The 19,446-nt window shown below is 74.9% G+C and carries 11 protein-coding genes; 8 read left to right on the top strand and 3 right to left on the bottom strand.

Annotation, left to right across the window (positions count from 1 at the left end; all coding sequences use genetic code 11):
* Positions 1–45 precede the first annotated feature (45 nt).
* On the top strand, positions 46–1,224 hold the full coding sequence (gene moeZ / locus ACFVQZ_RS35555) for an adenylyltransferase/sulfurtransferase MoeZ (RefSeq protein WP_030498038.1): 1,179 nt from the start codon (positions 46–48) through the stop codon (positions 1,222–1,224).
* Between the two features lie 57 nt (positions 1,225–1,281).
* Here moeZ and ACFVQZ_RS35550 read toward each other — a convergent pair whose 3' ends face one another.
* From ACFVQZ_RS35550 to ACFVQZ_RS35540, 3 genes are all read right to left on the bottom strand, one after another.
* On the bottom strand, positions 1,282–2,841 hold the full coding sequence (locus ACFVQZ_RS35550) for an alpha/beta hydrolase (protein ID WP_030498039.1): 1,560 nt from the start codon (positions 2,839–2,841) through the stop codon (positions 1,282–1,284).
* Between the two features lie 68 nt (positions 2,842–2,909).
* On the bottom strand, positions 2,910–4,490 hold the full coding sequence (locus tag ACFVQZ_RS35545) for an alpha/beta hydrolase (RefSeq protein ID WP_030498040.1): 1,581 nt from the start codon (positions 4,488–4,490) through the stop codon (positions 2,910–2,912).
* A gap of 119 nt (positions 4,491–4,609) precedes the next feature.
* Complete coding sequence (locus ACFVQZ_RS35540) at positions 4,610–7,264, bottom strand: flippase-like domain-containing protein (RefSeq protein ID WP_030498041.1); 2,655 nt, start codon at positions 7,262–7,264, stop codon at positions 4,610–4,612.
* A gap of 141 nt (positions 7,265–7,405) precedes the next feature.
* Between ACFVQZ_RS35540 and ACFVQZ_RS35535 the strand changes: the two genes are divergently transcribed.
* The 7 genes from ACFVQZ_RS35535 to nudC all read left to right on the top strand — a co-directional run bounded on the left by ACFVQZ_RS35535 (position 7,406) and on the right by nudC (position 19,384).
* On the top strand, positions 7,406–7,807 hold the full coding sequence (locus tag ACFVQZ_RS35535) for an MGMT family protein (RefSeq protein ID WP_383629005.1): 402 nt from the start codon (positions 7,406–7,408) through the stop codon (positions 7,805–7,807).
* A 356-nt stretch (positions 7,808–8,163) separates the two neighbouring features.
* Positions 8,164–11,523 carry an ATP-dependent helicase gene (locus ACFVQZ_RS35530; protein WP_383629003.1) on the top strand — a complete coding sequence of 1,120 codons (3,360 nt, stop codon included), beginning with the start codon at positions 8,164–8,166 and terminating at the stop codon, positions 11,521–11,523.
* A 168-nt stretch (positions 11,524–11,691) separates the two neighbouring features.
* Positions 11,692–12,459, top strand: a complete 768-nt coding sequence (locus ACFVQZ_RS35525) for a hypothetical protein (RefSeq protein WP_383629001.1) — start codon at positions 11,692–11,694, stop codon at positions 12,457–12,459.
* Positions 12,460–12,535: 76 nt separating this feature from the next.
* Positions 12,536–13,384: a hypothetical protein gene (locus ACFVQZ_RS35520; RefSeq protein ID WP_383628999.1), complete on the top strand. Its 849-nt coding sequence runs from the start codon at positions 12,536–12,538 to the stop codon at positions 13,382–13,384.
* A gap of 204 nt (positions 13,385–13,588) precedes the next feature.
* Complete coding sequence (locus ACFVQZ_RS35515; RefSeq protein ID WP_383628997.1) at positions 13,589–16,951, top strand: UvrD-helicase domain-containing protein; 3,363 nt, start codon at positions 13,589–13,591, stop codon at positions 16,949–16,951.
* A 10-nt stretch (positions 16,952–16,961) separates the two neighbouring features.
* A complete protein-coding gene (locus tag ACFVQZ_RS35510) occupies positions 16,962–18,380 on the top strand; it encodes a dipeptidase (RefSeq protein WP_383628995.1) in 1,419 nt (472 codons plus the stop codon).
* A gap of 56 nt (positions 18,381–18,436) precedes the next feature.
* Positions 18,437–19,384, top strand: a complete 948-nt coding sequence (gene nudC / locus ACFVQZ_RS35505; RefSeq protein ID WP_030498048.1) for an NAD(+) diphosphatase — start codon at positions 18,437–18,439, stop codon at positions 19,382–19,384.
* Positions 19,385–19,446: the final 62 nt, after the last annotated feature.

The raw sequence follows: 19,446 nt of genomic DNA, 5'->3' as shown, positions 1-19,446 counted from the left end.
TACGGGGAGAACAACCGTACTGACATACCGACAACCGGAGTCCCCGTGTCGCTGCCACCCCTGGTCGAGCCGGCCGCCGAGCTCACCGTAGACGAGGTCCGCAGGTACTCCCGCCACCTGATCATCCCCGACGTGGGCATGGACGGGCAGAAGCGGCTGAAGAACGCGAAGGTGCTGGCCGTCGGCGCCGGCGGCCTCGGGTCGCCGGCGCTCATGTACCTGGCCGCGGCCGGTGTCGGCACCCTCGGCATCGTGGAGTTCGACGAGGTCGACGAGTCGAACCTCCAGCGCCAGATCATCCACAGCCAGTCCGACATCGGCCGCTCCAAGGCCGAGTCGGCGCGCGACAGCGTGCTCGGCATCAACCCGTACGTGAACGTGGTCCTGCACGAGGAGCGGCTCGAGGCCGACAACGTGATGGACATCTTCAGCCAGTACGACCTGATCGTCGACGGCACCGACAACTTCGCCACCCGCTACCTGGTGAACGACGCCTGCGTGCTGCTGAACAAGCCGTACGTCTGGGGCTCGATCTACCGGTTCGACGGCCAGGCGTCCGTCTTCTGGTCCGAGCACGGTCCCTGCTACCGCTGCCTCTACCCGGAGCCCCCGCCGCCGGGCATGGTCCCGTCCTGCGCCGAGGGCGGCGTCCTCGGCGTGCTCTGCGCGTCCATCGGCTCCATCCAGGTCACCGAGGCCATCAAGCTCCTCGCCGGCGTCGGCGAGCCGCTGGTCGGCCGCCTGATGATCTACGACGCCCTGGAGATGCAGTACCGCCAGGTGAAGGTCCGCAAGGACCCGAACTGCGCGGTCTGCGGCGAGAACCCGACCGTCACCGAGCTCATCGACTACGAGGCGTTCTGCGGCGTCGTGTCGGAGGAGGCCCAGGAGGCGGCGCTCGGCTCCACGATCACTCCGAAGCAGCTCAAGGAGTGGATCGACGAGGGCGAGAACATCGACATCATCGACGTCCGCGAGCCGAACGAGTACGAGATCGTCTCGATCCCCGGCGCCCGCCTGGTCCCGAAGAACGAGTTCCTGATGGGCAGTGCCCTCCAGGACCTCCCGCAGGACAAGAAGATCGTCCTGCACTGCAAGACGGGTGTCCGCAGTGCGGAAGTCCTCGCCGTGCTCAAGTCCGCGGGCTTCGCGGACGCCGTGCACGTCGGCGGCGGCGTCATCGGCTGGGTCCACCAGATCGAGCCCGAGAAGCCGGTCTACTAGCCGGCCGTGACGGAGGCCCCGGACCGCACGCCGGTCCGGGGCCTCCGCGCGTCCGCGCTACCCGCAGGTCGTGCCGTACGCGGGGACCTTCCCGTCCAGCAGGTACGCGTCGACCGTCTCCGTCACGCACTCCGAGGTGCCGTACGCGCCGTGCCCCTCGCCCTTGTTGGTGACCAGGATCCCGACGCCCTCGCCGAGCTCCTCCGCCATCCGCTCGGCGCCCTCGTACGGGGTCGCCGGGTCGCCGGTCGTGCCCACGACCAGGACCGGGGCCGCGCCCGGGGCGGACGCCGCCGGGGTCTTCGCCTCGCCCTCCACCGGCCAGCCGGCGCACCAGCCGGCCGTGTCCCAGGCGAGGAAGGCGCCGAAGACGGGGGAGAGCCGGCGGAACTCCGGCAGCAGCTCCTTCGCCCGCGCGGGGGTCGGGCGCTCGCTGGAGTCGGCGCAGGAGATCGCCCGCTGGGAGTGCGACTGGGTGGAGTAACGCCCCTGGGGATCCCGGTCGTTGTAGGCGTCCGCCAGCCGCAGCAGCGGGGCGCCGTCGCCGGACTCGGCCGCCCGCAGCGCCTGGGTGAGCAGCGGCCAGCTCTCCTCGGAGTAGAGGGTCACCGCGATGCCGGTGATCGCCAGGCCCTCGGTGAGCCGCCGCTCGCCGACCTCCAGGGGCCGCCGGTCGAGCGCTGCCAGCAGCGTGGTGATCCGCGCGCCGGCGGCCTTCGGCGTCTGCCCGGTGCTCTTCGCGTAGTTGTCCAGGGCCCGCTGGAAGCCGACGGTCTGGTGCCGGGCGTGGCCCGCGCTGTCGGCGGTCGGGTCGACGACCGCGTCCAGGACCAGCCGGCCGACGTTCTTCGGGAAGAGGTGGGCGTAGGTGCCGCCGAGCTGGGTGCCGTACGAGATGCCGAAGTAGTGCAGCTTCGCGTCGCCGAGGACGTGCCGGATCAGGTCCAGGTCGCGGGCGGTGGCCGTGGTGGTGGTGTACGGGATCACCTTGCCGGAGCGGCGGGCGCAGCCGGCGGCGAAGTCCGCCGCGTCCTTCAGATAGGCGGCCTCCTCGGCGGGCGTGTCCGGGGTGGCGTCGACGCGGGTCTCGGCCGCCGCCTGCTCGGCGTCGGTGCGGCAGACGACGCCGGAGCTGCGGCTCACCCCGCGCGGGTCGAAGCTCACGAGGTCGTACCGCTCGCCCAGCTCCTCGTAGTCCCCGGCGAGCTCCGGCAGCATGTCCACCCCGGAGCCGCCCGGCCCGCCGAAGTTGAAGAGCAGCGAACCGATCCGTCGCTTCGGGTCGGTCGCCTCCTTGCGTATCAGGGCGACGGGGAGCGTGGCGCCCGACGGCTTCGCGTGGTCGAGCGGCACGTTCACGGTCGCGCAGCGCCAGTCGCCGCCCCAGTCGTCACAGCGCTGCCAGTCCGGGCGCTGGCCGGTGAGGGAGGCGGGGAGGCCGGGGGCGGGGGAGGACTTGGCGTCCGGGGAGGGGGCGGCGGAGGAGGTGCCGCCGGACGTGCTGCCGGAGGTGGGGGTGGCCGGGGACGGGGCCGCGGTCGGGGAGCCCGTGCTCGTACAGCCGGTGACCAGTACTCCGCCGAGGGCGAGAACCGTCAGGCGCCGGCGTATGGACATGGGAGACCCCCCAAGATCGAGACTGGCCCGTCATCCTAGGCGAGGGCCGGGGGGCGGCTCCGGTGCGGTTACTTGCACACGGTGCCGGACGCGGGGACCTTGCCGTTCAGCAGGTAGCCGTCGACGGCCTTCTTCACGCAGGCGCTGCCGCCGTTGTAGGCGCCGTGGCCCTCGCCCTCGTACGTCAGCTCCACGCCGACGCCCTTGCCGAGGGCCTTCACCATCGCGCGGGCGCCCTCGTACGGGGTCGCCGGGTCGCCGGTGTTGCCGACCACCAGGATCGGCGCCGCGCCGGGCGCCGACACGTCCGGGTGATCCCAGGAGCCCGGCACCGGCCACTGCGAGCAGGACGACAGGGCCCAGCCCATGAAGTCGCCGAAGACCGGCGACGCCTCGCGGAACTGCGGCAGCCGCTCCTTGGCCTGGCCGAGGGTGTAGCGCTCCTTGAAGTCGACGCAGTTGATGGCGGCGTTGGCGGCCTGGATGTTGCTGTACCCGCCGTTCTCGCCGCGCCCGTTCATGGAGTCCGACAGGGCGAGCAGCAGGGCGCCGTCGCCGCCGTCTGCCGCCTCCAGGCCCTGCTCCAGATAGGGCCAGAACTCCTTGGAGTACAGCGCCTGGGCGATGCCGTTGGTCGCCTGCGTCTGGGTGAGCTCGCGGCTGCCGATGCCGGGGATGGGCTTCTTGTCGAGCGCGGCGAGCAGGTCGGTGACGCCCTTCTCGACCTCGGCGACCGTCGTGCCGGGCAGCGCGCACTCGTCGCCCCGGTCCACGCAGTCCTGCGCGAAGTTGTCCAGCGCCAGCTGGAAGCCCTTCGCCTGGCCGAGCGCCCCCTCCTCGACGCCCGCGTCCGGGTCCACGACCGCGTCGAACACCGCCCGGCCCACCCGCTCGGGGAAGAGGTGGGCGTAGACGCCGCCGAGCTCGGTGCCGTACGAGATGCCGAAGTAGTGCAGCTTGTCGTCGCCGAGGACCTGCCGCAGCAGATCCAGGTCACGGGCGGCGCTCTCCGTGCCGACGTGCGGGAGGACCTTCCCGGCGTCCTTCTCGCAGCCCGCCGCGTACTTCTTCTGGGCGTCGGACAGCGTCCGCTCCTCCGCCAGGTCGTCGGGCGTGAAGTCCAGCGCGTAGTAGGCGTCCAGCTCCTCGTCCGTGGCGCACTCCACCGGCTCGCTGCGGCCGACGCCGCGCGGGTCGAAGGAGACCAGGTCGTAGCGGGAGCGCAGCGACTCGTAGTCGCCGGCGAAGCCGGGCAGGGCGGTGACGCCGGAGCCGCCCGGCCCGCCGAAGTTGAAGACCAGCGAGCCGATGCGGCGGGCGTTGTCCCGGGCCCGCGCCCGGATCAGGGCCAGCTCGATCGTCTCGCCCTCCGGCCGCGACCAGTCGAGCGGGGTCCGCAGGAACGCGCACTCCCACGCGGTGCCGCCCGGCAGCGGCGTCGGCGCCGCGCCGCCGCCCTCCGCCGGGGACGGCGGCGGGCAGGTGTCCCACTCCAGCTGCTGCTCCGTCAGCGCCGACAGGCCGCCGGTGCCGGTGGCGCGGGAGCCCGCCGGGGACCCGTCGCCCGAGTCGTCCGAGCAGCCGGCGAGGCACAGCACGGCGGTGGCGGTGAGGAGGGCGGCGGCGCGCTGGGCGGCGGAGATCGGCATGCCCCCATGCTCCGGCGCGCGGGCCGGGCGCGCCCGTGACGCACCCCCAAGCGGGTGTCGGCGGCCCCCCGGCGCCCTCCCGCCGGCGTGCCTGGCGGGGGTGCGCGGCCGGCGCCGGACTACAGGGCCTGCCGCTTCGTCAGCCAGTTGAAGCAGATCCAGCCCGGCAGGACCGGCAGCCACAGGGTCAGCAGGCGGTAGAGGAGGACCGCCGGGGTGGCGACGTCGATGGGCACGTTGCCCACGGTGACGAGACCGCCGATCAGCGCGCCCTCGACCGCGCCGACGCCGCCGGGGGTCGGGGCCGCCGAGCCCAGCGCGTTGCCCGCGAGGAAGACGACGGCCACGCTCGCGAAGCTGTACGACACGTTCCCGTGTCCGAAGGCGCGGATCGAGGCGTCCAGGCAGAACACGAACGCGCCGGTCAGCAGCAGCATCCCGCCGATGCCCGTGACCAGCTTCATCGGACGCTGCAGCACGTCCAGCATGCGCGGCACCACTCCGGCGAACAGCGAGCGCAGCCGGGTCGAGACGAACTTCCGCATGAACGGGATCGCCGTCATCACCAGCACCAGCACGGCGACCGTCAGCAGACCCGCGATGACCGTCCGGGACGGCGTGAACGACTGCGACTTCTCGGTGCCCGTCAGATAGCCGAAGAGGAGCAGCAGCAGGATGTGCGCCCCCAGCCCGAAGAGCTGCGAGGCGCCGACGCTCGCCACCGCGAGCCCCGGCCGCACCCCCGAGCGCTGGAGGAAGCGGGTGTTGAGGGCGACGCCGCCGACCGCCGCCGGGGCGACGATCTTCACGAACGAGCCGGCGACCTGCGCCACCACCGTCCGCCAGAACCCGACCCGCTCCGGCACGAAACCGAGCAGGCTCATCGCCGCCGCCACATAACTGACCGCGGAGAACAGCACCGCCGCCGCCACCCACCGCCAGTCCGCCTGGCTGACCGTGGACAGCGGCGTCCGGGCGATCTGCGACAGCAGGAAGTACGCGGCCACCGCGCCCGCGATCATCGAGATCAGCGTCCGCGGCTTGATCCGCTCCAGCCGGACCGGCTCCACCGGCGCCTGCGGCCGGATCAGCAGCACCTGCCGGCGGATCTGCGCCAGCAGGTCCTCCTCGCGGGCCTCGTCCAGGGCCTCGTCGAGCGCCCGCTTCTCCGCCTTCTTGTCGGCCTTCTTCTCGGCCTTCTCCGCCTTGGGGTCGGTGCCGGGCGCCGGCAGGCCCGCGTGGGCCGCCGCCTTGGCGCGCTCCCGCTCCCGCTTCGCCGCCTCGGAGGCCGCCAGGACCGCCTCCCGCTCCCGCTGCGACCGCTCCCGGGCCAGCCGCCGCAGGGTCGCGCGGGTCGACCGGCTCAGCGCGATCGGCTGGAGCAGCGGCAGACAGTCCGCCACCGCGTCCGGGCCCAGCACGTCCACGGCCGCCGCCACCGCCCGCTCCGCCCCGACCCGCAGCCCCAGGGTCGTCAGGAACTGGGCGATGTCCATCCGCAGCACCAGATCGCCCGCCGCGATCTCGCCGCCGCGCAGATCCGTCAGGAACACCCTGCCGGAACGATCCACCAGGATCGCGTCGCCCGACAGCCTGCGGTGCGCGATCCGGCGCGACTGGAGCGCCCGCACCTGCTGCCACGCGCTGCGCACCAGCGGGTCGGTGATCTCGTCGTCGTCCAGCGAGTCCAGGCTGCGCCCGCCGATGTGCTCGTACACGAGCATCACCGCGTCCGGCCCCAGCTCCGAGGTGGCGATCAGCTTCGGCGCGTTCGCGCCCGCCGCGATCGCCGCGTACGCGAGCAGCGCCTCCTGCTCCAGCGCCTGCCGGAGCGGCACGATCGACCGGCGGGTGGTCACCGTCCGCAGCGTGATCCGCCGCCACAGCCGGTAGAAGAAGCCGTGCGCCTGCTGCTCCCGGTCGACGACCGTGACGTCCAGCGGCGGCCCTTCCTCCAGCGTCACGAGGTACCGGCGGCCCCGGTCCCCGCTCTCCGCCGTCTCCGGCACCTCCTCCGCGCGCAGCGCCGTCACCGGCCGGAAGCCGACCCGGCGCAGGCCGGCGAGGAGGGTCTGGCCGGTCGGCCGCACGTTCGGCGAGCCGACCGCGTACAGCGTGCCGTACGCGACGGTCCAGCCGATCAGCACGGTGAGGATGATCGAGAAGGCGGTGGTGTAGCCGGCCACCAGCATGGTGAAGGCGTCGAGCAGCAGCACCGCCCACAGCGAGAACCGCCAGCGCGGCCGGCGGGCCATGCCGACGGACGTCATGTACGCGATCACCGGCGCGAGGTAGTTGTGCACCGGGTCGGTCAGCCCGCCGGCGCCCGCCGGCTGGGTCAGCGCGTCCTGGATGGTGTCCGGCGCCGCCTTCGCCACCCACAGGTCGATCGCCAGCGTGACGCCGTGCGCGAGGACGGCGGCGAGCACGCCGTCGGCGATCCGCAGCCCGTCCCGTTTCACCAGCCGCTCGATGGCGAAGGCCACCGGCAGGACCAGGATCGCGATCGACGACACCAGACCGGCGATCTTGACGAAGACGTCCGGGGCGCCGACGGCCCCCTTGTTGATGTCCTGCTCCAGGCCGGAGGTGGTGCCGTGGGCGAACGCGGCGATGGCGAGGACGACGGCGATGGCCAGCACCCCGGCCAGCAGGCGCATCAGGTCGGAGGGGCGGTGGACACGGGCGGCGAGCAGCGGCTCGTCGCCGGAGACCCGCTCGGGCACGTCGGGCCGGGCCTCCCCTGGAGGCTGAGTGTCCTGACCCATCACCATGTCCGTCTCTGCGTGTACATCCGTCGGTTCTGCCTGCGTCTGCCGCTGTTGATCTCGTATCACCAGTCACCGCCCGGACGATGGTGGCACGAAGAGCCGCCGGGCGGAGGCATCAGGGCCATGTCGGTGGGGTGAGGCAGGATGGGACGGATGAGGCTGGAGGGACCCGTGGCAGAGACCGGGGCGAGCGGAGCGGAAGGCTCCGGAGGGGCGGGGGAGCTGCCCCCGTACGCGGAGGCCGTGCTCGACGTCGCCGACCGCATCCCGCCGGGCCGGGTGATGACCTACGGTGACGTCGCGGAATGGCTCGGTGAGGGCGGACCCCGCCAGGTCGGCCGGGTCATGTCCCTCTACGGCGGCTCCGCCCCGTGGTGGCGGGTCGTCCGCGCCGACGGCACCCTGCTCCCGGGCCACGAGCTGCGGGCCCTCGCCCACTACCGCGACGAGGGCACCCCGCTGCGCGAGCGCGGCGCCGCCGCCGGCGACCACGTCCCCAGGATCGACATGCGCCGGGCCCGGTGGGACGGCACCCCGGCGGCATGACGGCGCCGGCCCGGCGGCACCGCGGCGCGACGCCCCGCCGGGACGCCCGTGCCACGCGCGCGTGCGGGATCTCACACCCGGGCCCGCCGCCCAGGTGACCGCCGGGACCGGACCCGGCCGGTCCCCGGGACCGGGGTCCACCGCCGCCCGGTTTCGCGTAACGTCGTCGGGCATGCCGCCCGCGGCGACCCAGCCGCCCGGACCGACGGATTCGCCGGATCGGGCAGTGGTACGCACGGGTGTACGGGACCCGGCACGCGCGCGTGCGCGTCCCCGGCCCCGTACCCCTCCCCGTACCGGCGTCGTCACCGGCACCGCCCGCACGACATCACCACCGACCAGGACCGGCCAACCACGTGAGCTCCTCCTCCACCACCCGGCCGACGCCGCCGCACCGGGGACAGCCGTACCCGGGTGCGGGACGGCCGAGAACCCCCGGCGCGTACCGGCTGGTGCGCACGGTCCCGGCCCCGGTGGATCCCCCTCAGCTGGACGCAGCCCAGCGGGCGGTGGTTGAGCACGACCGGGGACCGCTGCTCGTCCTCGCCGGACCCGGCACCGGAAAGACGACCACCCTGGTCGAGGCCGTCGCCGCCCGGATGGAACGCGGCGCCGACCCCGAGCGGATCCTCGTCCTCACCTTCAGCCGCAAGGCCGCCGTCGAACTCCGCGACCGGATGGCCGCCCGGCTCGGCGGCCGGCGCCCGCCCCAGGCCACCACCTTCCACTCGTACTGCTACGCCCTGATCCGCGCCCACCAGGACGCCGAGCTGTTCGCCGAACCGCTCCGGCTGCTCTCCGGCCCCGAGCAGGACCTCGCCGTCCGCGAACTCCTCGCCGGCCAGATCGATCTCGAACGGACCGGGCTCGGCGGCGTCCGCTGGCCCGCCGAGCTCCGCGCCTGCCTCACCACCCGCGGCTTCGCCGACGAGGTCCGCGCCGTCCTCGCCCGCTCCCGCGAGCTCGGGCTCGGCCCCGACGCGCTCCGCCGGTTCGCCGAACGCGTCGGCCGCCCCGACTGGAAGGCCGCCGCCGGCTTCCTCGCCGAGTACCTCGACGTCCTCGACCTCCAGGGCGTCCTCGACTACACCGAGCTGGTGCACCGCGCCGTCCTGCTCGCCGAGCACGTCACCCTCCCCGCGTACGACGCCGTCTACGTCGACGAGTACCAGGACACCGACCCCGCCCAGGTCCGGCTGCTCACCGCGCTCACCGGCGGCGGCCGGAACACGGTCGTCGCCTTCGGTGACCCCGACCAGTCCATCTACGCCTTCCGCGGCGCCGACGTGAACGGCATCCTCGACTTCCCGGCGGCCTTCGGCGGCGCCCCCGTCCGGGTCCTCGGCACCTCCCGCCGGGCCGGCGCCGGGCTCCTCGCCGTCACCCGCGAACTGACCCGCCGGATGCCGCTCACCCGCCTGCCGGCCGCCGCCGTCCGCGCCCACCGCGACCTGGCGCCGGTCCGCGACGGAGGCCGGGCCGAGGCGTACACGTACCCCACCGCCTCCGCCGAGGCCGAGAACATCGCCGACCTGCTCCGCCGCGCCCACCTGGAGGACGGCGTGCCCTGGCACGCCATGGCCGTCCTCACCCGCGCCGCCGCCGGCCTCCCCGCCCTCCGCCGCGCCCTCACCTCGGCCGGCGTCCCCGTCGAGACCGACGCCGCCGACACCCCCCTCCGCCACGAACCGGCGGTCGCGCCCCTGCTGCTGGCCCTGCGGGCGGTCGCGGCCCCGGCGGCGGGCGAACGGACCGCTCCCGCCGGCGGGAGCGAGCCCGCGGAGCCCTCTGGGTCGACGGAGCCCTCGGAGCCCTCGGAGCCCGCGCAGGGCGATCCCGCCGGCTGGCTGGACGTGCAGACCGCCCTCGAACTGCTCGCCTCGCCGCTCGCCGGCATCGACCCCGCCGACCTGCGGCGGCTCGGCCGCGCCCTGCGGGACGAGGCGCGGGCCGCGGGCGACACGGTGCCGCCGCCGTCCGACGTCCTGCTCGCCCGCGCCCTCGCCGAGCCCGAGCGGCTCGCCGCCCACGACCCCGCCTACGCCCGCGGCGCGCTCCGCCTCGGCCGGCTCCTCCAGGAGACCCGTACGCTGCTCGCCGCCGGCGGCACCGCCGAGGAGGCCCTGTGGGTGCTCTGGAACGGCACGCCCTGGCCCGGCCGCCTGGAGCGCGCCGCCCTCCGCGGCGGCCCCGCCGGCCGCAACGCCGACCGGGACCTCGACGCCGTCTGCGCCCTCTTCGAGACCGCCGCCCGCGCCGAGGAACGGCTCGGCGGGCGCGGCGTGCTCAACTTCCTCGAGGAGGTCGACGCCCAGGACATCGCCGCCGACACCCTCACCCGCCGGCACACCCGCCCCGACGCCGTCCGGCTGATGACCGCCCACCGCTCCAAGGGCCTGGAGTGGAGCCTCGTCGTCGTCGCCGGCGTCCAGGAGGGCCTCTGGCCCGACCTGCGCCGCCGCGGCTCCCTCCTCGAAGCCGACCGCATCGGCCGCGACGGCCTCGCCGAACCGCTCACCCCCGGCGCCCTCCTCGCCGAGGAGCGCCGCCTCTTCTACGTGGCCGCCACCCGCGCCCGCGACCGGCTCGTCGTCACCGCCGTGAAGGCGCCCGCCGACGACGGCGACCAGCCGTCCCGCTTCCTCACCGAGCTCGGCGTCGAACCGAAGGAGGTGCCGGGCCGGCCCCGCCGCCCGCTCGCCGTCTCCGCGCTCGTCGCCGAACTCCGCGCCACCACCGTCGACCCGGACGCCTCGCCCGCGCTCCGGGACGCCGCCGCCCACCGGCTCGCCGCGCTCGCCGCCCTCGCCGACGAGGACGGGCAGCCGATGGTCCCGGCCGCCCACCCCGACCGCTGGTGGGGCCTGCACGAGCCCACCCGCTCCGCCGCCCCGCTGCGCGACCGGGACCGGCCCGTCGCGCTCTCCCCGAGCGCCCTGGAGAGCCTGGCCGCCACCTGCTCGCTCCAGTGGTTCCTGGGCCGCGAGGTCAAGGCCGCCGAACCCGCCTCCGCCGCGCAGGGCTTCGGGAACGTCGTCCACGTCCTCGCCGACGAGGTCGCCTCCGGCCGCACCCCCGCCGACCTCGACGTCCTCATGGCCCGCCTCGACACCGTGTGGGACGCCCTCGCCTTCGACGCCCCCTGGAAGTCCGAGCAGGAGAAGGGGCACGCGCGCGTGGCCCTCGAACGCTTCCTCAGCTGGCACGTCATGGACCGCGGCGGACGCGCCCCGGCCGCCTCCGAGCACGCCTTCGACGTCACCCTGGACGCGGGGGAGTACCAGGTCCGCATCCGCGGCTCCATGGACCGGGTCGAGGCCGACGCCGAGGGCCGGGCCTACGTGGTCGACTTCAAGACCGGCAAGTCCGCCCCCACCCGCGACGAGGTCGCCCGCCACCCGCAGCTCGCCGTCTACCAGCTCGCCGTCCGCGAGGGCGCCCTCGACGAGGTCTTCGGCGGGCGCCGGCCGGAACCCGGCGGCGCCGAACTCGTCCAGCTGCGCCAGGCCGCGCCCAAGAAGGAGGGCGGCGACGCCCTGCCCAAGGTGCAGGCGCAGCAGCCGCCGGAGGGGGAGTGGGTGGGCGAGCTGCTCGCCACCGCCGCCGGCCGGGTCCTGGACGAGCGCTTCACCCCGACGACCGGGCAGCACTGCGCGACCTGCTCCTTCCGGGCCGCGTGCAGCGCCCGCCCCGAGGGCCGACAGGTCGTCGATTGAGCCGTCAGGCCGGAAGGTGACGCGAGTCACATTCCCGGTTGCGCATCCTTTGTCCACCCCGGGTCGTCCCTGTCGACGCGGCACCGCATAAGGTCCGCGTGAAGGAAACCTGTGAATATTCGCGTTCGAACACATCGAAGCGCGTCGAACACGCTGAGGAGTACGTGCATGAGGGCCAACCGGAAGCTCTGGGCCACCGCGGCGATCAGCCTGGCGGTCGTCGCCGGCGTCTCGGGCTGCGGCAAGGGCGACGACAAGCCCGCCGACCCCTTCGCGGGCCTCTCCGCCGACGCGATCGCCGACAAGGCCGTCGAGGCGACCAAGTCCGCCTCCGCCCTGCGCCTGAGCGGCAACGGCACCGACGAGGGCGCCGAGATGAAGGTCGACTTCGCCGTCGACAACAAGGGCAACTGCAAGGGCTCCATGGAGACCGGCAAGGGCGGCAAGGCCGACATCGTCGGCACCGGCGGCACCAGCTACATGAAGGGCGACGACGCCTTCTGGAAGTCCTCCAGCGGCGAGGAGGGCTCCTCCGACGCGGAGGCCGGCGCCATCTCCACGCTGCTCAAGGGCCGCTGGATGAAGATGCCGGCCGGCGAGGAGGGCCCCGGCGCCTTCTGCGACCTCAAGTCCCTCACCAAGGACATGGACGAGGACACCCCCCGCAAGGGCATGACCCGCGAGGCCGACGCCGACGTCGACGGCACCCCGGCCGCCGTGCTGAAGGGCAAGCCCGACTCGAAGGGCGAGACCGCCACCCTGTACGTGGCCAAGGACTCCGCCAAGCCGTACATCCTCCGCGTCGTCACCACCGGTGGCGAGGAGCCGGGCACCGTCACCCTCTCCGACTTCGACAAGCCGGTGTCCGTCACCGCCCCGCCGGCCGACCAGGTCGTCGACATGGAGCAGCTGATGAAGGCCGGCGCCGGCAGCTGACCCCGCCGCACCGAGTAGCGGCCACGCGCGCGTGGAGCGACCCTGGTGACAGGGTCCGGGGGGCGAGGAGGCTCGTATGAGGTCCCAGTCCAGCCACCGGAAGCTCCGCGCCGCGGCGGTCGTCTGCGCCGCCGTCGCCGTCGCGGGCCCCGCGCCGGCGGCGGCCTGGGCGGCGACGGCGCCGTCCGCCCCCGCCCCCGCCCCGTCCGCCGCCGCCCCGTCCGCCCTCGTCCCGGCCGCCGCGGCTCCGTCCCCGGACCCCTTCGACGGACTGACCCCGGCGCGGATCGCCGACCGGGCCGTCGACGCCACCCGCTCCGCGGACTCCCTGCGCATGCGGGGCGAGATCGTCGCCGAGGGACAGCGCCTCGATGTCGACTTCTCCGTCGACGACCAGGGCTCCTGCCAGGGCCGGATCGGCGTCGACGACGGCGACGCCGAACTCCGCAGGCTCGACGGCGTCACCTACATGAAGGGCGACGAGGAGTTCTGGCGGATCTCGACGACCTCCCAGCGCGTGCCCGAGAACCAGGTCGCCGCCCTGATCGAGCTCGTCAAGGACCGCTGGCTCAAGATCGCCCCCGGCCAGGCCGGCAGCGCCGACCTCAGCGACGTCTGCGACCTCGACTCCCTGCTCGACGGCCTCGGCAAGGACCCCGAGGAGCGGCGCGGCCTGACCCGCGGCCCCGACCGCGAGGTCGACGGCACCCCCGTGGCGACCCTCGTGAAGAAGGACGGCGAGGAGACCACCACCGTCTCCGTCGCGCGCGAGGGCAAGCCGTACATCCGCCAGGTCGTCAGGACCGGCGGCGACGAACCCGGCCGGATGACCCTCTCCGACTACGACCGCCCGGTGAAGGTCACCGCCCCGCCGGCCGACGAGACCGTCGACCTCTCCCGCCTGGACCCGGGCACCCCGGCCTGACCGACGGCGCACCGGCCCACCGGCGCCGCCGGGGCGCCGGACTTCGCCGGGATACGCCCGCACGCGGGCGCCCGGCGACCCGCCACGAGCCCGCCGGGGCGGCCGGGGCGCCGGACTCCGCCGCGATCCGCCCGCCGGCCGTGAACCCGCAGGTCGGAGGCGTACGGGACGGGGATGTCCGAGCGCCCCGTTAGCCTCTTCAGGGTGACCGCGCACCTCACCGACCCCGAGCAGCTCAAGGAGCTGCTCGGCATCCCCTTCACCCCGGAGCAGACGGCCTGCATCACCGCGCCGCCCGCCCCGCAGGTCATCGTGGCCGGAGCCGGCTCCGGCAAGACCACGGTGATGGCGGCCCGGGTCGTGTGGCTGGTCGGCACCGGACAGGTCGCCCCCGAGCAGGTCCTCGGCCTCACCTTCACCAACAAGGCCGCCGGCGAACTCGCCGAACGCGTCCGCACCGCCCTCGTCCGCGCCGGCGTCACCGACCCCGACCCCGTCGACCCGGACGACCCCCCGGGCGAACCCTGCATCTCCACCTACCACGCCTTCGCCGGGCAGCTCCTCACCGACCACGGCCTGCGCATCGGCCTCGAACCGACCTCCCGGCTCCTCGCCGACGCCACCCGCTTCCAGCTCGCCGCGCGCGTGCTGCGCGAGGCCCCCGGCCCGTACCCGGCGCTCACCAAGTCCTTCCCGACCCTCGTCGAGAACCTGCTCGCGCTCGACGCCGAACTGGCCGAGCACCTCGTCGAGCCCGCCGACCTCCTCGCGTACGACGCCGGGCTGCTCACCGCCCTCGCCGACGCCCCGCTCACCAACGACGACCTGCGCAAGCTCCCCGAGACGGCCACCGCCCGCCGCGAGCTCACCGGACTCGTCACCCGCTACCGCGCCGCCAAGCGCGCCCGCGACCTCCTCGACTTCGGCGACCAGATCGCCCTCTCCGCGCGGCTCGCCACCACCCGCCCCGAGGTCGGCGGACTCCTCCGCGACGAGTTCCGGGTCGTCCTCCTCGACGAGTACCAGGACACCTCCGTCGCCCAGCGGCTCCTCCTCTCCGGCCTCTTCGGCCAGGGCACCGGACACCCCGTCACCGCCGTCGGCGACCCCTGCCAGGCCATCTACGGCTGGCGCGGCGCCTCCGTCGCGAACCTCGACGACTTCCCCGAGCACTTCCCGCACGCCGACGGCACCCCCGCGACCCGCTTCTCCCTCTCCGAGAACCGGCGCAGCGGCGGCCGGCTCCTCGACCTCGCCAACGGACTCGCCGCCCCGCTGCGCGCGATGCACGCGGGCGTGGAGGCGCTGCGCCCCGCGCCCGGCGCCGAGACCGACGGCACCGTCCGGATCGCCCTCCTGCCCACCCAGGCCGAGGAGATCGACTGGCTCGCCGACTCCCTCGCCCACCTCGTCCGCACCGGCCGCGAACCGGGCTCCATGGCCGTCCTGTGCCGCACCGCCGGCGACTTCCCGGCCCTCCAGGCCGCGCTCGTCGCCCGCGGCGTCCCCGTCGAGGTCGTCGGCCTCTCCGGCCTGCTCCACCTCCCCGAGGTCGCCGACCTCGTCGCCGTCTGCGAAGTCCTCCAGGACCCCGGCGCCAACGCCCACCTGGTCCGGCTCCTCACCGGCCCCCGCTGGCGCATCGGCCCCCGCGACCTCGCCCTCCTCGGCCGCCGCGCCCGCCTGCTCGTCCACCGCGGCCCCGCCGGCACCGACGCCGACCCCGCACAGCGGCTCGCCGCCGCCGTCGAGGGCGTCGACCCCGCCGAGGTGATCTCCCTCGCCGACGCCCTCGACACCTTCCTCGACTCCGCCGGCCACCCCGACGACGGCCTGCCCTTCTCCGCCGAGGCCCGGGTCCGCTTCGCCCGCCTCGCCGCCGAGCTGCGCTCGCTGCGCGCCTCCCTCGCCGACCCCCTCATGGACGTCCTCCACCGGATCCTCGCCGTCACCGGCCTGGAGGTCGAGCTGTCGGCGTCCCCGCAGGCCCTCGCCGCCCGCCGCCGCGAGACCCTCGGCACCTTCCTGGACGTCGCCGCCGGCTTCGCCTCCCTCGACGGCGAGGCGAGCCTCCTCGCCTTCCTCGGCTTCCTGCGCACCGCCGTCCAGTTCGAGAAGGGCCTCGACAACGCGCTCCCCGGCGGCGAGAACACCGTCAAGGTGCTCACCGCGCACAAGTCGAAGGGCCTGGAGTGGGACGTCGTCGCCGTCCCCGGCCTGGTCGCCGGCCAGTTCCCGTCCGCCCGCGCGCGCGAGTCCTGGACCTCCCAGCCCCAGGTCCTCCCGCACGCCCTGCGCGGCGACGCGGCCACCCTCCCGGACCTCGGCGCCTGGGACGCCGCCGCCATGAAGTCCTTCAAGGCGGCCATGGCCGATCACCAGCGCACCGAGGAGCTCCGCCTCGGCTACGTCACCTTCACCCGCCCCCGCAGCCTGCTCCTCGCCTCCGCCCACTGGTGGGGCCCGGCGCAGAAGAAGCCCCGCGGCCCCTCGGACTTCCTGCGGGCCCTGTACGACCACTGCGAGCGGGGCCACGGCGACGTCGAGGCGTGGGCGGAGGCCCCGGAGAAGGGCGCCGAGAACCCGCTGCTCGCCGAGACCGGCCAGGACCTCCCCTGGCCGCTGCCGCTGGACGAGGACGCGCTGGCCCGGCGCAGGCGGGCGGCGGACGCCGTCCGCGCCAAGCTCTGGGCGCGCGCCGCCCAGGAGCCCCAGGACCCGGAGCAGCGCCAGGCCCCCGTGCCCCAGGACCCGGAGCCCGACGACGGCCTCTGGCTGCCCGGCGACCCGGCCGCCGCCCCCGCGCCGCAGCCGCCGCGGGACGGCACCGTCCCGCACCCCCGGGAGGCCGAGCTGACCCCCGAGGAGCGCCGCACCCTCGCCTCCTGGGACCGGGACCTCGCCGCCCTCACCGCCGAGCTGCACCGCTCCCGCGCCACCACCCGGGACGTCGTCCTCCCCGCGTACCTCTCCGCGTCCCAGGTGCTCCGCCTCGCCGAGGACCCCGACGGCTTCGCGCGCGAGCTGGCCCGCCCCATGCCGAAGCCGCCGCAGCCCGCGGCCCGCCGCGGCACCCGCTTCCACGCGTGGGTGGAGTCCCGCTTCGACGAGCTGCCGCTGCCGTTCCTCGCCCCGGACGAGCTCCCCGGCGGCGAGGACTTCGCGGGCGAGCCGGAGATCGTCGACGAGCGCGACCTGGAGGTCCTCAAGGAGGCGTTCGCCCGCACGCCGTACGCCCGGCGCACCCCGTACCGCGTGGAGGTCCCCGTCCACCTCACCCTCGCGGGCCGGGTGGTCCGCGGCCGGATCGACGCCGTCTACCGGGACCCGGACTCGGGGGCGTACGAGATCGTCGACTGGAAGACCAGCCACCACCGCACCGCCGACCCCCTCCAGCTCGCGCTGTACCGGCTCGCGTGGGCCGAGCAGCACGGCCTCGACCCCGAGGAGGTGGCCGCCTCCTTCGTCTACGTGCGGACCGGCGAGGTGGCCCGCCCGGCCCGGCTGCCCGGCCGGGCGGAGCTGGAGGCGATCCTGCTGGGCGGGGCACCCTCCGGCGCCGGATAGGCTCGTGAGCATGAGCGAGACCCCGGACAGCGTCGTCCAGCCCGTACGCGCGTACATCGAGGCGCACCGCGCCGCCTTCCTCGGCGACCTCGCCGACTGGCTGCGCATCCCGTCCGTGTCGGCGCAGCCCGAGCGGGCCGGTGACGTGCGGCGCAGCGCCGAGTGGCTGGCCGGCGCCCTGAAGGAGACCGGCTTCCCCACGGTCGAGATCTGGGAGACCGACGGCGCCCCCGCCGTCTTCGCCGAGTGGCCGTCCGCCGACCCGGACGCGCCGGCCGTGCTGGTCTACGGCCACCACGACGTGCAGCCGGCGGCCCGCGAGGACGGCTGGCACACCGACCCCTTCGAGCCGACCGTGGTCGACGGGCGGATGTACGCGCGCGGGGCGGCCGACGACAAGGGCCAGGTGTTCTTCCACACCCTCGGGGTCCGCGCCCACCTCGCCGCCACCGGCCGCACCACCCCCGCCGTCCACCTGAAGCTGCTGGTGGAGGGCGAGGAGGAGTCCGGCTCGCCGCACTTCCGCGCGCTCGTCGAGGAGCGGGCCGGCCGGCTCGCCGCCGACGCGGTGATCGTCTCCGACACCGGCATGTGGTCCGAGACCACCCCGACCGTCTGCACCGGCATGCGCGGGGTCGCCGACTGCGAGATCGACCTGTACGGCCCCGACCAGGACATCCACTCCGGCTCCTTCGGCGGCGCCGTGCCCAACCCGGCGACCGTCGCCGGCCGGATCGTCGCCGCCCTGCACGACGCCGGCGAGCGGGTCGCGATCCCCGGCTTCTACGACGGCGTGGCCGAGCTCACCGAGGCCGAGCGGCGGCTCGTCGCCGAGCTGCCCTTCGACGAGGCCGCGTGGCTGCGCACCGCCAAGTCCCACGGCACCCTCGGCGAGGCCGGCCACTCCACCCTGGAGCGCGTCTGGGCCCGCCCGACCGCCGAGGTCAACGGCATCGGCGGCGGCTACCAGGGCCCCGGCGGCAAGACGATCGTCCCCGCCTCCGCCCACCTCAAGCTGTCCTTCCGGCTCGTCGCCGGGCAGGACCCGTACCGGATCGAGACGCTGGTGCGGGAGTGGCTGGCCGGGCTCGTCCCGTCCGGCATCCGGTACGAGATCGCCTTCGGCGCGCCGACCCGCCCCTGCCTCACCCCGCTCGGCCACCCGGCCCTGACGGCGGTGGCCGGGGCGATGAGCCGGGCCTTCGACGGCGCGACCGTCCGCTACACGCGCGAGGGCGGCTCGGGACCGGCCGCCGACCTCCAGGACGTCCTGGACGCGCCCGTGCTCTTCCTGGGCATCTCGGTCCCGTCCGACGGCTGGCACGCCCCGAACGAGAAGGTCGAGCTCGACCTGCTCATGAAGGGCGTCGAGACGACCGCCTACCTGTGGGGCGACCTGCCGGCCGCCCTGCGGGCCGGCGAGCGCTGAGCGCCGGGCCGCACGCCGCCATCACTGACACCGATCCGGGGGAGTTGGAAGCACCTGTGAGCACCTTGCACAACGCGTTCGCGGACCGCCCGATCTCGCTCACCGCTCCGAGCGGGATCGACCGCGCCGCCCACCACCGCCTCGACGAGGCATGGCTCGCGGCCGCCTGGAGCCATCCGAGCACCCGCGTCTTCGTGGTGTCGGGCGGCCAGGTGCTGATCGACGACCGCCCCGACGGCGGCACCGAGCTGGTCATGACCCCGGCGTTCGAGGCGCCGATGACCGAGACCCACCGCTACTTCCTCGGCACCGACGCCGACGGCGTCTCCTACTTCGCGCTCCAGAAGGACTCGCTGCCCGGCCGCATGGACCAGTCGGCCCGCCCGGCCGGCCTGCGCGAGGCGGGCCTGCTCCTCTCCCCGCGCGACGCGGGCCTGATGACCCACGCGGTCGCCCTGGAGAACTGGCAGCGCCTCCACCGCTTCTGCTCCCGCTGCGGCGAGCGCACGGTCATCGCCGCCGCCGGGCACATCCGCCGCTGCCCGGTCTGCGGCGCCGAGCACTACCCGCGCACCGACCCGGCCGTGATCATGCTGGTCACCGACGACCAGGACCGGGCGCTGCTCGGCCGCCAGGTGCACTGGCCGGAGGGCCGCTTCTCGACGCTGGCGGGGTTCGTGGAGCCCGGCGAGTCCATCGAGCAGGCGGTGGTCCGGGAGGTCTTCGAGGAGGCCGGCGTCACCGTCGGCGAGGTCTCGTACCTGGCCAGCCAGCCGTGGCCGTTCCCGTCCAGCCTGATGCTCGGCTTCTTCGCGCGGGCGACCTCCCCGGAGATCGAGGTCGACGGCGAGGAGATCCACGAGGCGCGCTGGTTCTCCCGCGACGACCTGGAGGCCGGCTTCGCGTCGGGCGAGATCCTGCCGCCGTACGGCATCTCGATCGCCTCCCGGCTGATCGAGCACTGGTACGGCAAGCCGCTGCCGAAGCCCGGCGACGTGGTCTGAGGCACCCTCTCCGGGGCACCCGTGTACGCGCGAAGGGCCCCGTTCCGGCCGGAACGGGGCCC

This window comes from Streptomyces sp. NPDC057854, from assembly GCF_042797055.1.
In the GTDB taxonomy this organism is placed as follows: Bacteria; Actinomycetota; Actinomycetes; order Streptomycetales; family Streptomycetaceae; genus Streptomyces.
This window is presented reverse-complemented; position numbering and strand designations above follow the sequence as displayed.

Excerpts from the sequence above, each read along its gene's own strand:
- ACFVQZ_RS35525 (WP_383629001.1), top strand. The coding sequence starts at position 11,692 with ATGAGGGCCAACCGGAAGCTCTGGGCCACCGCGGCGATCAGCCTGGCG.
- ACFVQZ_RS35535 (WP_383629005.1), top strand. The coding sequence starts at position 7,406 with ATGGGACGGATGAGGCTGGAGGGACCCGTGGCAGAGACCGGGGCGAGC.
- ACFVQZ_RS35510 (WP_383628995.1), top strand. The coding sequence starts at position 16,962 with ATGAGCGAGACCCCGGACAGCGTCGTCCAGCCCGTACGCGCGTACATC.
- ACFVQZ_RS35520 (WP_383628999.1), top strand. The coding sequence starts at position 12,536 with ATGAGGTCCCAGTCCAGCCACCGGAAGCTCCGCGCCGCGGCGGTCGTC.
- ACFVQZ_RS35550 (WP_030498039.1), bottom strand. The coding sequence starts at position 2,841 with ATGTCCATACGCCGGCGCCTGACGGTTCTCGCCCTCGGCGGAGTACTG.
- ACFVQZ_RS35540 (WP_030498041.1), bottom strand. The coding sequence starts at position 7,264 with ATGGTGATGGGTCAGGACACTCAGCCTCCAGGGGAGGCCCGGCCCGAC.
- ACFVQZ_RS35545 (WP_030498040.1), bottom strand. The coding sequence starts at position 4,490 with ATGCCGATCTCCGCCGCCCAGCGCGCCGCCGCCCTCCTCACCGCCACC.